This is a genomic window from Mesorhizobium sp. Root102 (assembly GCF_001425625.1).
Classification (GTDB): domain Bacteria; phylum Pseudomonadota; class Alphaproteobacteria; order Rhizobiales; family Rhizobiaceae; genus Mesorhizobium.
On record NZ_LMCP01000048.1, the window covers coordinates 240790 to 257297 of the forward strand.

The window sequence follows — 16508 nt, forward strand, 5'->3', positions numbered from 1 at the left end:
AAATCGGGCACTTGCCCGTATTTCGCTTCGGGCTTTCGCCCGCATTCACAAATTCCTCTATTCCGCCGCCACCATCACCGGCTCGGCGCGGTGCGCGTTGCGCGAAAACTCGTCGATGCGCCGCTCCACCTCGCCGCGGAAATGCCGCATCAGGCCCTGTATCGGCCATGCCGCCGCGTCGCCCAGCGCGCAGATCGTGTGGCCCTCGACCTGCTTTGTGACGTCGAGCAGCATATCGATCTCGCGCTTCTGCGCCTCGCCGCGCACCAGCCGCTCCATCACCCGCCACATCCAGCCGGTGCCTTCGCGGCACGGCGTGCACTGGCCGCAGCTCTCGTGCTTGTAGAAGTAGGACAGCCGCGCGATCGCCTTCACGATATCGGTCGACTTGTCCATGACGACGACAGCCGCCGTGCCGAGGCCGGATTTGAGGTCGCGCAGCGCGTCGAAATCCATCGGCGCGTCGATGATCTGCTCGGCCGGCACCAGCGGCACCGAAGCGCCGCCCGGAATGACCGCCAGCAGGTTGTCCCAGCCGCCGCGAATGCCGCCGCAATGCGTCTCGATCAACTCACGGAACGGGATCGACATAGCCTCTTCGACCGTGCACGGATTGTTGACGTGGCCGGAGACGCAAAACAGCTTGGTGCCGACATTGTTGGGCCGGCCGAAGCCCGAGAACCACGCGGCGCCGCGGCGCAGGATGGTCGGCGCGACCGCGATCGATTCGACATTGTTGACCGTGGTCGGGCAGCCATAAAGGCCGACATTGGCCGGGAATGGCGGCTTCAGCCTGGGCTGGCCCTTCTTGCCTTCGAGGCTCTCGAGGAGTGCCGTCTCCTCGCCGCAGATATAGGCGCCGGCGCCGTGGTGCATGTAGATGTCGAAATCATAGCCCGACGTATTGTTCTTGCCGATCAGCTTGGCCTCATAGGCCTCGTCGATGGCGCGCTGCAGCGCCTCGCGCTCGCGGATGAACTCCCCGCGTACATAGATGTAGGCGGCAACCGCGCCCATGGCGAAACCGGCAATGAAAGAGCCCTCGACCAGCGTATGCGGATCGTTGCGCAGGATGTCGCGGTCCTTGCAGGTGCCGGGCTCGGATTCGTCGGCATTGACGACCAGATAGCTCGGACGGCCGTCGCTCTGCTTGGGCATGAACGACCATTTGAGTCCCGTCGGGAAGCCGGCGCCACCACGGCCGCGCAGGCCCGACGCCTTCATCTCGTTGACGATCCACTCGCGCCCCTTGGCGATGATGCCAGGCGTGTTGTCCCAGGCGCCGCGCGCCATCGCGCCGGCCAGCGACTTGTCGAAGAGGCCATAGATGTTGGTGAAGATGCGATCTTTGTCCTGAAGCATTATTCGTCCCTCAGACCGGCTTCTTGCCGAAGACGCGGATGTATTCGGCGACACCACCCTTGGCGAGCGCCTTGGCCTGCTTGACCCAGTCGTCGCGATCGATGCGGCCCTGGAAAGAGAGATAGCCGTCCACCCACTCACGCTCGGCCTTCTTCCACGACGCGACCTGCGCGAAGGTGTAGATGCCGAGCGTATGCAGGATGCCCTCGATCTTCGGGCCGACGCCGGAGATCAGCTTGAGGTCGTCCACCAGCGTCGGCTTGGCGATGCCGGCCGGACGGTTCTTGTCTTCCAGCGATGGCTTGGCGGCTTTCGCGGCCGGCGCCTTGGTTTCCGGCGCCTTGAAAGCGGTTGCCGGCTCGGCCTTGGTCTTCGGACCACTGCGCTGCTTGGAAACCTGCTCGACCTCTGGAGCCGCCTTGTTGGCATTGGCGGCCGAATGCAGCGGCGCCGAAACGCTCGCCGCCTTTTCAGCAGCCGGCGCAACCTTGGCCTTTGACGGCGTCTTCAAGGCCGGGCTGGTTTCCGGCGCATCGGTCTTCGGCTTGCTGGCATTGGACGGCCCGACCGCGGCGGTGGCAGGTGCCGGAACGGGTGCCGCGACGATCGCATCAGGCGCCGCCTGGGCGGCCTTGGTCGCTGCCTTGGCTTCCCTGTCGCGGGTCGATTTGAGGATCGCCTTTTCGCTCTTCAGCGTGGTGAGGCCGGAGGCCGGCTCCGAACCGGTGCGGCCGTTCTGCGGCCCCGCTGGCACCGAAGCACCCTTGCCGGCGCCGTAGAGATCGATGATCTCGGCCAACCGTTCCGGGGTCAGGTCTTCAAACGTGTCCTTGAAGATCATGACCATCGGCGCGTTGACGCAGGCGCCAAGGCATTCGACCTCTTCCCACGACAAGGTGCCCTTGTCGTTGGTGTGGAACTGATCGTGGTGGATCTTCGAGCGGCAGACATCCATCAGCGCTTCCGAGCCGCGCAGCATGCAGGGCGTGGTGCCGCAGACCTGGATGTGCGCACGCGTGCCGACCGGGTTCAGCTGGTACTGCGTGTAGAAGGTCGCGACCTCGAGCCCACGGATGCGCGGCATGCCGAGCATATCGGAAATCGTCTCGATCGCCGCCTTCGTCACCCAGCCTTCCTGCTCCTGCGCGATCATCAGAAGCGGGATGATGGCCGACTGCTCACGGCCCTTCGGGTACTTCTTGATCCATTGCTTCGCCGCTGCGGCATTCGCCCGGTTGAAGGCGAAGGATGCTGGCTGGACGCTGGCTTCTGCGAGACGGCGGACTGACATTTAGCGATCGACCTCACCAAACACGATGTCGAGGGAGCCTAGAACGGCGGTGACGTCGGCCAGCATGTGGCCGCGGCAGAGGAAATCCATCGCTTGCAGATGCGCAAAACCAGGCGCGCGCAGCTTGCAGCGGTAGGGCTTGTTGGAGCCATCGGAGACGAGATAGACGCCGAACTCGCCCTTCGGCGCTTCGACCGCCGCATAGACCTCGCCGGCTGGAACGCGATAACCCTCGGTGTAGAGCTTGAAGTGATGGATCAGCGCCTCCATCGAGCGCTTCATCGCCTGGCGCTTGGGCGGCACCACCTTCCCGTCGAGGTTCGACACCGGTCCGGTGCTCTCCTTGCCGAGCAGAAGGTCGACGCACTGGCGCATGATCTTCGCCGACTGGCGCATCTCTTCCATGCGCACGAGGTAACGGTCGAAGCAATCGCCGTTCTTGCCGATCGGAATGTCGAAATCCATTTCCGAATAGCATTCATAGGGCTGCGACTTGCGCAGGTCCCAGGCTGCACCCGAGCCACGCACCATGACGCCCGAAAAACCCCAGGCCCAGGCATCGGCCAGCGAAACGGTGCCGATATCGACATTGCGCTGCTTGAAGATGCGGTTGCCGGTCAGCAGCTGGTCGAGGTCGTCGATCGACTTCAGGAACGGGTCGATCCACTTGCCGATGTCCTCGACCAGCTTCTGCGGCAGGTCCTGATGGACGCCGCCGGGGCGGAAATAGGCCGCATGCATGCGTGAACCGGAGGCGCGCTCATAGAACACCATCAGCTTTTCGCGCTCGACGAAGCCCCACAGCGGCGGCGTCAGCGCGCCGACGTCCATCGCCTGCGTCGTCACATTCAGGATGTGCGACATGATGCGGCCGATTTCGCAGTAAAGCACGCGGATCAGCTGGCCGCGCTTCGGCACGTCGATGCCGAGCAACCGCTCGGCAGCCAGCGCGAAGGCGTGTTCCTGGTTCATCGGCGCGCAATAATCGAGCCGGTCGAGATAGGGGATCGCCTGCAGATAGGTCTTGGCCTCGATCAGCTTTTCCGTGCCGCGATGCAACAGCCCGATATGTGGATCGACGCGATCGACAACCTCGCCGTCCAGCTCCAGCACGAGGCGCAAAACACCGTGCGCCGCAGGGTGTTGCGGGCCGAAATTGATGTTGAAGTTGCGGACGGAGGTTTCAGCCATTCTGGCGCCTCAATTCGTCTTGGCTTTTTCGTCCCCGGGCAGCACGTAGTCGGTGCCTTCCCATGGGGAAAGAAAATCGAAATTGCGGAATTCCTGCTTCAATTCCACGGGCTCGTAGATGACGCGCTTGGCCTCGTCGTCGTAACGCACCTCGACAAAGCCGGTCAGCGGGAAGTCCTTGCGCAGCGGATGGCCTTCGAAACCATAGTCGGTCAGCAGGCGGCGCAGATCGGGATGGCCCGAGAACAGCACGCCATAGAGATCGTAGGTCTCACGTTCGAACCAGTCGGCACCGGGGAACACGCCGGTGATCGACGGCACCATCGTCTCTTCATCGGCCTGCACCTTGATGCGGATGCGCACATTCTGCTTCGGCGACAGGAGGTGGTAGACGACGTCGAAACGCTTGGCCCGCGACGGATAGTCGGCGCCACAGACGTCGATGACCGAGATGAACTGGCAGCGCGCATCGTCGCGCAGGAAGGTCATGACCTCGACCAGATCGCGCGGCTCGACATGAACCGTGAGTTCGCCATAGGCGATATCAGCGTCGTTCACACGGCCGGTCAGCTTCTCGCCGAGATAGGTCGACAGTTCGCTCAGGGATGCGGTCATGGATTTACCGTTCGATCGTGCCGGTGCGGCGGATTTTCTTCTGCAAGAGAAGAATGCCGTAGAGCAGCGCTTCGGCGCTCGGCGGACAGCCGGGCACATAGATGTCGACCGGCACGATGCGGTCGCAGCCGCGCACCACCGAATAGGAATAGTGGTAGTAGCCGCCGCCATTGGCGCATGAGCCCATCGAGATGACGTAGCGCGGCTCCGGCATCTGGTCGTAGACCTTGCGCAGCGCCGGCGCCATCTTGTTGGTCAGCGTGCCGGCAACGATCATGATGTCGGACTGGCGCGGCGACGCGCGCGGCGCGACACCGAACCTCTCCGAGTCATAGCGCGGCATCGAGGTATGGATCATCTCCACCGCGCAGCAGGCGAGGCCAAAGGTCATGAACATCAGCGAGCCGCTGCGCGCCCAGGTGATCAGCGCTTCCGTCGAGGTGACGAGAAAACCCTTGTCGGCGAGCTCATTGTTGATCTCGAGGAAGAACGGATCGTCCGCCCCCACCGGCCTGCCGGTGTTGGGATCGATCAAACCCTTGGGCTTCGGCGCGACGAGCGTGCCGGAACTGTCGTTCAATCCCATTCCAGCGCTCCTTTTTTCCATTCATAGGCAAAGCCGATGGTCAGCACCGCCAAAAAGACCATCATCGACCAGAAGCCGAGCATGCCGATCTTCGAGAACGACACCGCCCAAGGAAACAGGAAGGCCACTTCCAGGTCGAAGATGATGAACAGGATCGACACCAGGTAGAAGCGGATGTCGAATTTCATGCGGGCGTCGTCGAACGAGTTGAAACCGCACTCGTAGGCGGAAAGCTTTTCAGGATCGGGATTGCGGTAAGCCACCAGGAAGGGCGCGGCCAGCAGCGCCAGGCCGACAACCAACGCCACGCCTATGAACAGGACGATGGGCAGGTATGAGCTTAGAAGTGCGTTCATGCTCGGCTTTCCGTTGGCGCCAATCCACTTTGATTACAGCACCGGACCCTAATGCGGAAGCGTGACAGTTTAACCGCTGAACCGTTTTAAGGGCCTATGCTGCAACGCGGCGAGGGTTAGCGCAGCACTTCCAGTGAAGCAAGTCAAACCTTGTTCAAAACACTGACCTGGACGGCATATCCGGGGAAACTGGTCCGATCCGCTCCTGTTTGATTTCCTTCGCTTTCTACTCCACTTTTCTCTCCTGACATGCTTGCCGCCAAAACCCTGCTAGCATGGCCCGGAATCACCCATCCGACCCTCGGTCAAAACACTTCAAAGTGATGCCTGCATGAAGGAAAAGATCTCGCTCCCCATGGCCCGGCGCATTGCGCTCGCCGCCCAGGGGTTCCTCGATCCCCGCCCGACCGGCACGCCTGACCGAAGGCATTTTGCCCGCACGCTCTCCCGCACCGGCCTGTTGCAGATCGATTCCGTCAGCGCGGTGGTGCGCGCTCATTATATGCCACTCTATTCGCGCCTGGGCCCCTACCCGCTCACTCTGCTCGACAACGCGGCCGTGACGCGCAAGCGCACGGTGTTCGAATATTGGGCGCACGAGGCCTCCTTCCTGCCGGTCGAGACCTACCCGCTGATGCGCTGGCGCATGCAACGCGCCGAGCGCGGCGACGAGATGTATCTGGGCCTCGCCAAATGGGGCCGCGAGCACGCCGCCTATATCGAAGAGATCTACCGCCAGGTCGCCGAGCGCGGCCCGATCGCCGCTTCCGCGCTGGAAGGCCAGAAAGGCTCGGGCGGATGGTGGGGCTGGAGCCACGCCAAGCATGCCTTCGAATGGCTGTTCTGGGCTGGGCGCATCACCACGGCGCACCGCCGCGGCTTCGAGCGTTTCTATGACCTGCCCGAACGCGTGCTGCCGCAGGCGATCCTTGACCTGCCGGTGCCAACGCCTGAGGACGCGCACCGCGAATTGCTGCGCATTTCCGCCCGCGCCCATGGCGTGGCGACATCAGGCGATTTGCGCGATTATTTCCGCCTGTCCCCGGCCGATATGAAAGGCCGGCTGGAGGAACTGGTTGAAACCGGCGAGCTGCTGCCGGTGCGCGTCGAAGGCTGGGACAAGCCGGCCTATCTTCATAAAGACGCCCGTTTGCCCCGAAAGATCGAAGCCCGCGCCTTGCTGGCGCCGTTCGACCCGGTCGTCTTCGAACGTTCGCGCACCGAGCGCCTGTTCGATTTCCACTACCGCATCGAGATCTACACGCCAGCCGACAAGCGGCAATACGGCTATTATGTCCTGCCGTTCCTGCTCGGCGACAGGATCGTGGCGCGCGTCGACCTCAAGGCCGATCGGCCTGCGAGCGTGCTGCGCGTCCATGCGGCCTATGCCGAGCCCGGCGCACCAGCCGAAACCGCTGCTCAGCTCTTCGAGGAATTGAAGCAGATGCAGGGCTGGCTGGGCCTCGAACGCATCGAAGTGACGTCCGCCGGTGACTTGGGTCCGGCGCTGGCCGACCTGACAGCGTCGTAAGCTCGCGTTGACACCGCTGCCCGCAAAAGCCTAAATCCGTTCCAGACGGTCTCTTCTCTTCAACGAGAGGAGCCAAGAGGGAATGCGGTGCGGGATATCTGTCCCAAATCCGCGGCTGTCCCCGCAACTGTAAGCGAAGAGCCAAGGCCGAAAGCCACTGGGAGGTTCCCGGGAAGGCGGCTACCAAGGCGATGACCCGCGAGCCAGGAGACCTGCCGTCTGCGACTGTAGAATCCGATCGCCCGGCGGGTTTCCGGGCAAGGAGCCCGATTTTTGGACCACGACAGCAGTTTTTCGGCTGGCACAGCGGATGTTTCGTCCGGCAATGATGATGCCTTGGCCGGCGTCACCGTCATCGTCTGCGCTTCCTGCCGCGATGAAACCGGCTCCGACGCCCATCCCCGCGCCGGCGAATCGTTGGCGGATGACACCCGCCGCGCCGCATCCGGCGAAAATATTCGCATCCGCAGCGTTGAATGCCTTGGCAATTGCAAACGGCGCCTCAGCGCCGCGATCCTGCGCGATGGCTGCTGGAGCTATGTCTTCGGCGACTTGACCGCGACCAGCGGTGCCGACCTCGTCACCGGAGCCAAACTCTTCGCCACCTCGACGGACGGCCTGATCCCGTGGCGCGGCCGTCCCGATAGCCTGAAGCGCGGCCTCGTTGCCCGCATCCCTCCCCTCAACCTGTTGAAGGACTGACCATGACCGCTCCAGATTCGTCCGCCAACCTCTCCCGCGTTCCCTGCACCGTTGTCACCGGCTTCCTCGGCGCCGGCAAGACGACGCTGGTCCGCCATCTCCTGGAAAACGCCGGCGGCAAGCGCATTGCCATCATCGTCAACGAATTTGGCGACATCGGCATCGATGGCGAGATCCTCAAGGGATGCGGCATCGACACCTGTCCGGAGGAAAACATCGTCGAACTGGCCAATGGCTGTATCTGCTGCACCGTCGCCGACGATTTCGTTCCGGCGCTCGACCAGATCCTCGCGCTGACGCCGAGGGTCGACCACATCCTGATCGAGACCTCGGGCCTCGCGCTGCCCAAGCCGTTGGTCCAGGCTTTCCAGTGGCCGAGCGTGAAAAGCCGGGTGACCGTCGACGGCGTCATCGCCGTGGTCGACGGGCCGGCATTGGCCGAGGGTCGCGTCGCCAACGACATGGATGCCTTGCAGGCGCAGCGCGCCCAGGATGAGACGCTCGACCACGACGACCCGGTGGAAGAAGTGTTCGAGGACCAGATCGCCTGCGCCGACCTGATTATCCTGTCGAAAAGCGATTTGATGGACGCCGCCGGCACCGACCGCGCCAACGCCATCATCAACGAACACTCCGCCCGCGCGGTGAAGATCGTGCCGACATCGCATGGCAAGGTCGATCCCTCGGTGCTGCTCGGGCTCGGTCTGGCGGTCGAAGACGACATCGAGAACCGCAAGTCCCATCATGACGGCGCCTTCGACCATGAGCATGACGACTTCGACACCTTCATCGTCGACATTGCCTCGATCGCCAATCCCGATGATCTGGCGAAACGCGTCGCCACCGTCGCCGAAGAAGAGAACGTGTTGCGCGTGAAAGGCTTCGTCGAGGTCGGCGGCAAGCCGATGCGGCTCTTGCTGCAGGCGGTCGGGCCGCGCGTCAATCATTACTATGACCGCGCCTGGACCGCCGAGGATGACCGCCGCTCGCGCCTCGTCGTAATCGGGCTGAAGGGGCTGAACCGCCCGGCGATCGAGCGTATCCTTGCCGGCTGATTTCGGACACGGGTCGCGATGCACATCCTAACCACGACATCCGCCTCGCTCGACGACCTCGCCGAGCCGGTCGATCTGCGGCAGACGCCGGCGGATATCGTGGCGCTGTCCTTCACCGACAGCGATCTCGCCGGATTGGCGGCGGCCTGGAAGGCCGACGCCGAACGCCTGCCCTCGATGCGGCTGGCCGCGCTGCGCGACCTGCGCCATCCCATGTCCGTCGACCTCTGGGTCGACAGCGTCGCCCGCCACGCCAAGATCATCCTCGTGCGCATCCTCGGCGGCTACGACTGGTGGCGCTACGGCTGCGACCAGCTTGCCTCGACCGCCCGCGAACGCGGCATAAAACTGGCGCTGCTGCCCGGCGAATGCCGAGATGAGGATCTGCGCCTGATCGAAGCCTCGACGCTGCCGCGCGAGGAGTTGGACGGCCTGCTCGATTATTTCCGCGAGGGCGGCCCGGCGAATATGAGCGCGCTGGTGCAGAAGTTGGCGGGGTTGGCGGGACAGGATGCGGTTGCTGCAGAGCCGGTCACTGTGCCAAAAGTTGGCTACTACGAACCCGGCCGCGGCGTCGTCCCCCTGCCCCTCGAGGGGGAGGGAAAGGTCGTGCCGATCCTGTTCTACCGATCGATGCTGCTCGCCGCTGATGTCGCGCCCATCGATGCCCTGTTTGAGGCGCTCCGCCAGCGCGGCATCAACCCGGTCCCCATTTTCGTCTCCAGCCTGAAGGACCCGGCATCGCTGGCGTTCGTGGAAACAGCACTGGCCGCGCTGAAACCCGCGGCCATCATCACCGCGACCGCTTTCGCGTCCGGCGCCGAGCCCGGCGTTGAAACCCTGTTCGACCGCGCCCGCGTGCCCGTCTTCCAGGTCATTGTCGCCACCACCCGCCGCGACATCTGGGAGAACAACCAGCGCGGCCTGGCGCCCGCCGACCTTGCCATGCATGTCGTGCTGCCCGAACTCGACGGCCGCATCTTGGCCGGCGCCATTTCCTTCAAGGGCGAGAGCGATGTCGATCCGGCGCTTGGCCACCGCGCCTTCGCCAACCGGCCGGAAGCGGATCGTGTGGCGCAAGTTGCTGACCGCGTCGCGGCCTTCATCCGACTACGGGAGACGCCCCGCGCCCAGCGCAAGCTCGCCATCCTGATCCCGGATTATCCGAGCGCGCCCGGCCGAACCGGCTACGCCGTCGGCCTCGATGTGCCGTCCAGCGTGCTGGCGATGCTGCATGATCTGAGCGAACAGGGCTATGGAGTTGAAGGGATACCGGAGACGCCGCGGGCGTTGCTGGGGCTGCTGGAGCGCGGCAATGATGGGCTGGGGCTGGACGACTATCGGGACTTCTCAAAGGGCCTGCCGATTGAGGCTGTTGCTGCAGTCGAAGCTGCATGGGGAGCGGCCGATACTTCACCCTCCCCCTTGTGGGGAGGGTCGGTTCGCGACATTCGCGAAGCGGATGGCGCGAACCGGGGTGGGGGTAGCGGCGCACCACCCCCACCCGGCCCTGCGGGCCACCCTCCCCACAAGGGGGAGGGTAAGAGCGCTTTCCCCTTCCGCGCCGCGACCTTCGGAAACATCACCGTCGCGCTGGCCCCAGACCGCGGCCGCTCCGCCGACCGCCGCGCCGATTACCACGACCCGACACTGCCGCCGCGCCATGCGCTGATCGCTTTCGGTCTGTGGCTGCGCAGCTCGCTCGGCGTCCACGCGCTCGTCCATGTCGGCGCGCACGGCACCCTGGAGTGGCTGCCGGGTAAGACGGTTGCGCTTTCGGAAAACTGCTTTCCCGAAATCGTCACCGGCCCCTTGCCCGTCATCTATCCTTTCATCGTCTCCAACCCCGGCGAGGCTGCACAGGCCAAGCGGCGCATCGCCGCCGTCACCCTTGGCCATCTGCCGCCGCCCCTGACCGGCGCCGGACTGGACGAGGACCAGCACAAGCTCGAGCGGCTGGTCGACGAATACGCCCAGGCCGACGGGCTCGACCGTCGCCGCCGCGACCGCCTGGCAAAACTGATCGTCGACACCGCGCAAAAAACCGGCCTCGCCACCGAAGCCGGCGTCGCCAGGACCGACGCGCCCGATGAAGCGCTACGCCGAATCGATGCCTGGCTCTGCGATCTCAAGGATTTCGCCATAAAGGACGGGCTGCATATCTACGGCCGCGCTCCGGAGGACGAGCCTGACGCCATGCGGCGACAAAGCGCTGAAGCCGAGAAGACGGCGCTGCTCGCCGCGCTCGATGGCCGCCACGTCAAGGCCGGTCCGGCCGGCGCGCCTGCGCGCGGCCGATCCGATGTTCTGCCCACCGGCCGCAACCTGTTCACGTCGGACCCGCGCACCATGCCGACGCCGACCGCCTATGATCTGGGCAAGGCAGCGGCGGAGGAAGTCGTGCGCGGCTACATGCAGTCGCATGGCGACTGGCCGCGCTCGCTGGTGATCGATCTCTGGGGCTCGGCATCGCTGCGCACCGGCGGCGAGGAGATCGCTCAAGGGTTGGCGCTGATGGGCTGCCGGCCGCAATGGGATGCGGCCACTGGCCGCATCACCGGCATCGAGGTATTACCTCCCGCCGCGCTCGGCCGGCCGCGCGTCGATGTCACCTGGCGCATATCAGGCCTGTTTCGCGACATGTTTCCGACCCAGATTGCGCTGATCGATGCCGCCGCCAACGCCGTTGCCGCCCGCGACGAGGAGGATTCGGAAAACCCGCTCGCGGCCAAAACCCGCGCCGACGGCAAGATCAGCCCGCGCATCTTCGGCACTTCGCCCGGCACCTACGGCGCCGGTGTCGAGGATCTTTTGTCCTCCGGCGACTGGGCGGCACGCGAAGAGATCGGCCGCGCCTATCTCGACGCCACATCGCATGCCTATGGCGGCTCCGAAGGTGAAGGCGTCTTGGCGCCCGGTGCCTTCGAGGGCCGCATCGCCGAGGCCGATCTTCTCGTCCACACCGGCGACGATCCCGGCCGCGACATCCTCGAGGGCTCCTCCGATGTCGCCTTCATCGGCGGCTTCTCGGCGGCCTTGGCAACTCTCGGCAGGAATGCCGACGTCATCGTGCTCGACACCACGGACCCGCAAAAGCCGAGGCCACGCTCGGTCAGCGAGGCCGTATCGCGTGTCGTGCGTGCCCGCGCCGTCAATCCACGCTTCATATCAGGCCAGATGCGCCACGGCCCGCGTGGCGCCTCCGAATTTGCCGAAACCGTCGACCGGCTGGTCGGCTTTGCCGAAACCACCCACGCCATTTCGGGAACGCTGATCGAGGCGGTGCATGACTCCTATCTCGGCGATCCGGCTGTCCGCGCCTTCATCCTGCGCGAGAACCCCGCCGCCGCGAAAGTCATCGCCGAGCGCTTGCTGTCGGCGCGCCGGCGTGGCCTGTGGCATCCCTTGCGCAATTCCATCGACGACGATCTCACGGCCCTGATTGCTGAGGCAGAAGCACTTGGGGTGGCGGCATGAACGCCTTCTCGCGCCGTGGCGCCTGCCCGGCTCTGGCAGCCCCCATGCAGACCGGCGACGGCCTGCTGGTACGGCTCAACCCTGTCGCTGGAGGGTTGTCGCCAGAGTCGTTGATCGGACTAGCCGAATCCGCTCTGCGGCACGGCAACGGCATCATGGAAGTCACCGCGCGCGGCAGCCTGCAGATACGCGGACTGACGGCGGAAAGCGCTCAGTTGCTGGCGACGGAGGTCGATGCGTTGGGCATCGCGGTGCGCACCGGCGTGCCGGTCGAGACCGGGCCGCTGGCCGGCATAGATCCGCAAGAGATTGCCGATCCCCGGCCGCCGGCTGAACAGATCAGGACGGCGGTCGAAGAAGCAGGTCTGACGCAACGGCTCGGGCCGAAGGTGTCGGTCATTGTCGACGGCAGCGGACAACTGACCATGGATACTCTGACCGCAGATGTGCGGCTTGCTGCAACGCGAACCGATGCGGGAGTTCGGTGGCGGGTGGCTGTCGCGGGTGACGGGCAGAATGCACGGCCGCTTGTCACGGTGGAAGACGATGCAGCGCGCGATATTGCCGTTGCCGTGCTCAGAATGATTGCCGAGAAAGGCCGTGAGGCTCGTGCGAGGGATTTGTCGGAGCGGCAATTGGCTTATCTCGCAGGCTGGCATTCTGTGGCGCCCCCCTCTGTCCTGCCGGACATCTCCCCCACGAGGGGGGAGATCGCTCATTCACGCTCACCTTCGCCAATTTCCATGGCTTCGGAGGGAGGGCCGGCGCCCGGGCTGCCAATCTCCCCCCTCGTGGGGGAGATGTCCGGCAGGACAGAGGGGGGCGCGAAGGAACTCCGCCCGATCGGAATTTTCGACCTCGCCGAGGCCGGTATCGCCCTCGGCATCGCCCTGCCCTATGGCAGCATGCCAGCGGACAAAATCATCGCGCTCACCCAAAGCGCCATCACCCTCGACACAACCGAAATCCGCCTCGCCCCAGGCCGCGCCCTGTTGTTCCTCGGACAGCCATCGTCCGCCAACCGCGCCCTCCAGCACACCGCCGCCACCCTCGGCTTCGTCACCTCCCCCGCCGACCCGCGCACGCGCATCGCCGCGTGCCCCGGCACGCCGGCCTGCGCCTCCGGGCGGATCGCCACGCGCGACATTGCCGAGACGATTGCCGCCGAAAACGCCGATAGTCTCGACTTCACCCTGCACGTTTCCGGATGCGCCAAGGGCTGCGCCCACCCCGGCTCGGCAGCGCTGACGATAGTCGGCGGCGAAAACGGAGCCGGACTTGTCGTGAACGCGACGGCAAAGGCCCTTCCTGCGGGCTACAGGCCGGGCTATGACGCCGCGCGCGGCATCAGCCGCGTCGCGGCACTGATCCGCAGCACACGATATCAAGGCGAAACCGCCGCCGCTTGCCTGACAAGGCTCGGGCCGGCGGCTATCGCCGAGGCTTACCGACAGGAATGAGCATGGCCGCCTACGACTATATCCATGACGGTACGGCGATATATGAGCGCTCCTTCGCCATCATCCGCGCCGAGGCTGATCTGTCGCGCTTCTCCGATGCCGAGGCCGATGTCGCCATCCGCATGATCCATGCCTGCGGCCAGGTCGAAGCATCAAGTCATTTTGTGTTCTCCACCGATTTCGTTGCCGCCGCGCGCACCGCTCTGGCGGCTGGCTCGCCAATTTTCTGCGACGCGGAAATGGTCTCGCACGGCGTCACCCGCGCCCGGCTTCCGGCCGGCAATGAGGTGATCTGCACCTTGCGCGACCCGCGCACGAACGACATCGCCAGGGAGATCGGCAACACCCGTTCGGCCGCCGCGATCGACCTGTGGGGCGAGCGCATGGCGGGGTCGGTGGTCGCCATCGGCAATGCGCCGACCGCGCTGTTCTATTTGCTGGAGAAACTGCGCGACGGCGCGCCGAAGCCTGCCGCCATCATCGGCATGCCGGTCGGTTTCGTCGGTGCGGCCGAATCGAAGGACGCGCTGGCCGAGAATTCCTACGGCGTGCCCTACGCCATCGTGCGCGGCCGGCTTGGCGGCAGCGCCATGACCGCCGCCGCGCTCAATTCATTGGCGAGGCCCGGCCTGTGAACGCGCTTGCCACAGGTCGTCTCGTTGGCGTCGGCACCGGTCCCGGTGACCCCGAACTGCTGACCCTGAAGGCCGCGCGGGCCTTGGCGGAAGCCGATGTCGTGGCCTATTTCGCCAAGCGCGGCAACAACAGCAACGCGCGCGCCATCGTCGAAACACGCTTCCGGCCGGATATGCTTGAGCTGCCGCTGCTCTATCCCGTCACCACTGAAATCGACAAGGATCACGACGACTACCGGTCGCAGATCACGGCTTTCTACGAGGAGTCGGCCGAGAAGGTCGCCGAGCACCTCGACGCTGGCAAAATGGTCGCGGTGCTGTCGGAAGGCGACCCGCTGTTCTACGGCTCTTACATGCATCTGCATGTGCGCCTCGCGCATCGCTTCCCGACCGAAGTCATCCCCGGCGTCACCGCCATGTCCGGCTGCTGGTCGCAGACTGGTGTTCCGATCGTCCAGGGCGACGACGTGCTGACGGTGCTGCCCGGCACGATGAGCGAGTTCGAGCTGACGCGCCGGCTGGCCGACACCGATGCCGCCGTCATCATGAAGGTCGGCCGCAACCTGCCCAAGATCAGGCGGGCGCTGGAGTCGACCGGCAAGCTTACGCGCGCCGTCTATGTCGAGCGCGGCACCATGGCCGGCAGCGTCTCGATGAAGCTTGCCGACAAGCAGGATGACAAGGCGCCCTATTTCGCCATCGTGCTGGTCGCCGGCTGGTCCGGCCGCCCCGATGCGCTGGGAGCGCAAGCATGAGCGGCCGTCTCACCGTCATCGGCCTTGGCCCCGGCAATGCCGATCAGGTCACGCCGGAGGCCAGCCGCGCCGTCGCCGAGGCCAAGTTCTTTTACGGCTACAAACCATATCTCGACCGGCTGGAGCTGCGCCCGGACCAGACCCGCGTCGCTTCCGACAACCGCGAGGAGCTCGCCCGATCCAAGGACGCATTGGTCAAAGCCGCGGAGGGCCACGACGTCGCCGTGGTTTCCGGCGGCGATCCCGGTGTGTTCGCCATGGCCGCAGCCGTCTGCGAGGCGATCGAGGCCGGCCCAGTCGAATGGCGCGCGGTCGATGTCACTGTGGTGCCCGGCATCACCGCCATGCTTGCCGTTGCCGCCCGCATCGGCGCGCCGCTCGGCCATGATTTCTGCGCCATCTCACTGTCAGACAATCTGAAGCCCTGGGATCTGATCGAATTGCGCCTGCTGGCGGCGGCCGGCGCCGGCTTCGTCATCGCGCTCTACAATCCGATCAGCAAGGCGCGCCCCTGGCAGCTTGGCCGCGCCTTCGAATGCCTGACCGCGATCCTGCCGGGCACCACGCCGGTGATTTTCGGCCGCGCCGCCGGCCGCCCGGACGAGCGCATCGATGTCTATCTGCTCGCCGACGTCGAGGCTGAAAGGGCAGACATGGCGACCTGCATCATCATCGGCTCGCCGGAAACAAGGATCATCAAGCGCGCAGAGAAGCCGGCGCTGGTCTACACGCCGCGCTCGTCCACGGGACGGACAAAATGATCGACCATCGCGGCCAGCGCTTCGACGGTTTCAGCCGACGGCACATCCGGCAAGGCTGGCCGTCGGACCATGACCACGTCGATGCCAAGCGCCCGCGCCGCGGCGATCTTGCCGTAGGTCGCCTCGCCGCCGCTGTTCTTGGACACGACGACATCGATGCGATGCTCTTGGAACAGCGCACGTTCCTCCGCTTCGCGGAACGGACCACGCGCCAGAAGATAGCTCGCGTCCGGCACGGCCAACGCGGGCTCGACCGGATCGACGCTGCGAACGAGATAGTGGTGCCGGGGCGCTGCTTCGAAGGCGGCGACCTCTTGCCGGCCGAGCGCCAGGAAGACGCGGCGCGGCGTCGGTCCAAGGGCTTGCACGGCATCGCCAACCTTATCGACCAGCGTCCAGCGGTCGCCCTCGACAGGCTCCCAGCCTGGGCGCCGCAGGGCAAGGATCGGCACACGGGCCACGCGCGCGGCCTGCGCGGCATTGGCGGATATTTGCGCCGCATAGGGGTGCGTGGCGTCGATCAGCAGGTCGGTGCCCGTCTCCCTCAGGTAAGCAGCCAACCCATCGGCACCGCCAAAGCCTCCGCTTCGCACCGGCACGCCTTGCGCGACCGGGCTTTCGGTACGCCCGGCCAGCGACAGCGTGGCCGAGCAATCGGCACGCCCCGCCAGTTTTCCGGCCAGTTGCCGCGCTTCGGTGGTGCCGCCGAGGATCAGAATACGGTGGGTCAT

14 protein-coding genes, 1 pseudogene and 1 riboswitch are annotated in these 16508 nt (G+C 65.2%); of the genes and pseudogenes, 8 read left to right on the forward strand and 7 right to left on the reverse strand.

The window, feature by feature from the left end; translation table 11 throughout:
- Positions 1 to 57: 57 nt before the first annotated feature.
- The 6 genes from nuoF to ASD12_RS32420 are packed head-to-tail and all read right to left on the reverse strand — an operon-like array spanning position 58 to position 5401.
- Complete coding sequence (nuoF, locus tag ASD12_RS32395; RefSeq protein ID WP_056596752.1) at positions 58 to 1362, reverse strand: NADH-quinone oxidoreductase subunit NuoF; 1305 nt, start codon at positions 1360 to 1362, stop codon at positions 58 to 60.
- Positions 1363 to 1372: 10 nt separating this feature from the next.
- Positions 1373 to 2653, reverse strand: a complete 1281-nt coding sequence (locus ASD12_RS32400) for an NADH-quinone oxidoreductase subunit E (RefSeq protein ID WP_056596755.1) — start codon at positions 2651 to 2653, stop codon at positions 1373 to 1375.
- Positions 2654 to 3844 (reverse strand): NADH-quinone oxidoreductase subunit D, encoded by a 1191-nt coding sequence (locus ASD12_RS32405; RefSeq protein ID WP_056596757.1) that lies wholly within the window; start codon positions 3842 to 3844, stop codon positions 2654 to 2656.
- Between the two features lie 9 nt (positions 3845 to 3853).
- Positions 3854 to 4459, reverse strand: a complete 606-nt coding sequence (locus ASD12_RS32410; protein WP_056596760.1) for an NADH-quinone oxidoreductase subunit C — start codon at positions 4457 to 4459, stop codon at positions 3854 to 3856.
- A 4-nt stretch (positions 4460 to 4463) separates the two neighbouring features.
- A complete protein-coding gene (locus ASD12_RS32415; protein ID WP_056596762.1) occupies positions 4464 to 5045 on the reverse strand; it encodes an NADH-quinone oxidoreductase subunit B in 582 nt (193 codons plus the stop codon).
- Positions 5036 to 5401 carry an NADH-quinone oxidoreductase subunit A gene (locus tag ASD12_RS32420; RefSeq protein WP_010910112.1) on the reverse strand — a complete coding sequence of 122 codons (366 nt, stop codon included), beginning with the start codon at positions 5399 to 5401 and terminating at the stop codon, positions 5036 to 5038. Before ASD12_RS32420 ends, ASD12_RS32415 begins: the two co-directional genes overlap by 10 nt.
- 331 nt (positions 5402 to 5732) lie before the next feature.
- On the opposite strand from ASD12_RS32420, the gene ASD12_RS32425 reads away from it, so the two are divergent.
- The 8 genes and pseudogenes from ASD12_RS32425 (at position 5733) to ASD12_RS32460 (ending at position 15777) form a co-directional block, all read left to right on the forward strand.
- Entirely contained in the window at positions 5733 to 6932 is a 1200-nt protein-coding gene (locus tag ASD12_RS32425) for a winged helix-turn-helix domain-containing protein (protein ID WP_056596766.1), read from the forward strand.
- 29 nt (positions 6933 to 6961) lie between these two features.
- A riboswitch (cobalamin riboswitch) is annotated at positions 6962 to 7167 on the forward strand.
- Between the two features lie 38 nt (positions 7168 to 7205).
- Positions 7206 to 7634 carry a DUF1636 family protein gene (locus ASD12_RS32430; RefSeq protein ID WP_056596769.1) on the forward strand — a complete coding sequence of 143 codons (429 nt, stop codon included), beginning with the start codon at positions 7206 to 7208 and terminating at the stop codon, positions 7632 to 7634.
- Between the two features lie 2 nt (positions 7635 to 7636).
- Positions 7637 to 8689: a cobalamin biosynthesis protein CobW gene (gene cobW, locus ASD12_RS32435; protein WP_056596772.1), complete on the forward strand. Its 1053-nt coding sequence runs from the start codon at positions 7637 to 7639 to the stop codon at positions 8687 to 8689.
- An 18-nt stretch (positions 8690 to 8707) separates the two neighbouring features.
- On the forward strand, positions 8708 to 12166 hold the full coding sequence (cobN, locus tag ASD12_RS32440; protein WP_056596779.1) for a cobaltochelatase subunit CobN: 3459 nt from the start codon (positions 8708 to 8710) through the stop codon (positions 12164 to 12166).
- Positions 12163 to 13654 (forward strand): annotated as a pseudogene (gene cobG, locus ASD12_RS32445) (precorrin-3B synthase). Before cobN ends, cobG begins: the two are co-directional and overlap by 4 nt.
- The gene (locus ASD12_RS32450) at positions 13629 to 14261 is read left to right on the forward strand and encodes a precorrin-8X methylmutase (protein ID WP_056596785.1); all 633 of its coding nucleotides are present in this window, start codon (positions 13629 to 13631) and stop codon (positions 14259 to 14261) included. The pseudogene cobG and the gene ASD12_RS32450 overlap by 26 nt, the downstream one beginning before the upstream one ends.
- On the forward strand, positions 14258 to 15016 hold the full coding sequence (locus tag ASD12_RS32455; RefSeq protein ID WP_056596787.1) for a precorrin-2 C(20)-methyltransferase: 759 nt from the start codon (positions 14258 to 14260) through the stop codon (positions 15014 to 15016). Before ASD12_RS32450 ends, ASD12_RS32455 begins: the two co-directional genes overlap by 4 nt.
- Positions 15013 to 15777, forward strand: a complete 765-nt coding sequence (locus tag ASD12_RS32460; protein WP_056596789.1) for a precorrin-3B C(17)-methyltransferase — start codon at positions 15013 to 15015, stop codon at positions 15775 to 15777. Before ASD12_RS32455 ends, ASD12_RS32460 begins: the two co-directional genes overlap by 4 nt.
- Here ASD12_RS32460 and ASD12_RS32465 read toward each other — a convergent pair.
- Positions 15741 to 16508: a cobalt-precorrin-6A reductase gene (locus tag ASD12_RS32465; protein ID WP_056596930.1), complete on the reverse strand. Its 768-nt coding sequence runs from the start codon at positions 16506 to 16508 to the stop codon at positions 15741 to 15743. The two genes, ASD12_RS32460 and ASD12_RS32465, sit on opposite strands and share 37 nt — an antisense overlap.

What these genes read in the sequence shown, in the direction of transcription:
- cobN (WP_056596779.1), top strand. Translation starts at nt 8,708, where the DNA reads ATGCACATCCTAACCACGACATCCGCCTCGCTCGACGACCTCGCCGAG.
- ASD12_RS32450 (WP_056596785.1), top strand. Translation starts at nt 13,629, where the DNA reads ATGGCCGCCTACGACTATATCCATGACGGTACGGCGATATATGAGCGC.
- ASD12_RS32400 (WP_056596755.1), bottom strand. Translation starts at nt 2,653, where the DNA reads ATGTCAGTCCGCCGTCTCGCAGAAGCCAGCGTCCAGCCAGCATCCTTC.
- ASD12_RS32425 (WP_056596766.1), top strand. Translation starts at nt 5,733, where the DNA reads ATGAAGGAAAAGATCTCGCTCCCCATGGCCCGGCGCATTGCGCTCGCC.
- ASD12_RS32405 (WP_056596757.1), bottom strand. Translation starts at nt 3,844, where the DNA reads ATGGCTGAAACCTCCGTCCGCAACTTCAACATCAATTTCGGCCCGCAA.
- ASD12_RS32465 (WP_056596930.1), bottom strand. Translation starts at nt 16,508, where the DNA reads ATGACCCACCGTATTCTGATCCTCGGCGGCACCACCGAAGCGCGGCAA.
- nuoF (WP_056596752.1), bottom strand. Translation starts at nt 1,362, where the DNA reads ATGCTTCAGGACAAAGATCGCATCTTCACCAACATCTATGGCCTCTTC.
- cobW (WP_056596772.1), top strand. Translation starts at nt 7,637, where the DNA reads ATGACCGCTCCAGATTCGTCCGCCAACCTCTCCCGCGTTCCCTGCACC.
- ASD12_RS32420 (WP_010910112.1), bottom strand. Translation starts at nt 5,401, where the DNA reads ATGAACGCACTTCTAAGCTCATACCTGCCCATCGTCCTGTTCATAGGC.
- ASD12_RS32415 (WP_056596762.1), bottom strand. Translation starts at nt 5,045, where the DNA reads ATGGGATTGAACGACAGTTCCGGCACGCTCGTCGCGCCGAAGCCCAAG.
- ASD12_RS32460 (WP_056596789.1), top strand. Translation starts at nt 15,013, where the DNA reads ATGAGCGGCCGTCTCACCGTCATCGGCCTTGGCCCCGGCAATGCCGAT.
- ASD12_RS32410 (WP_056596760.1), bottom strand. Translation starts at nt 4,459, where the DNA reads ATGACCGCATCCCTGAGCGAACTGTCGACCTATCTCGGCGAGAAGCTG.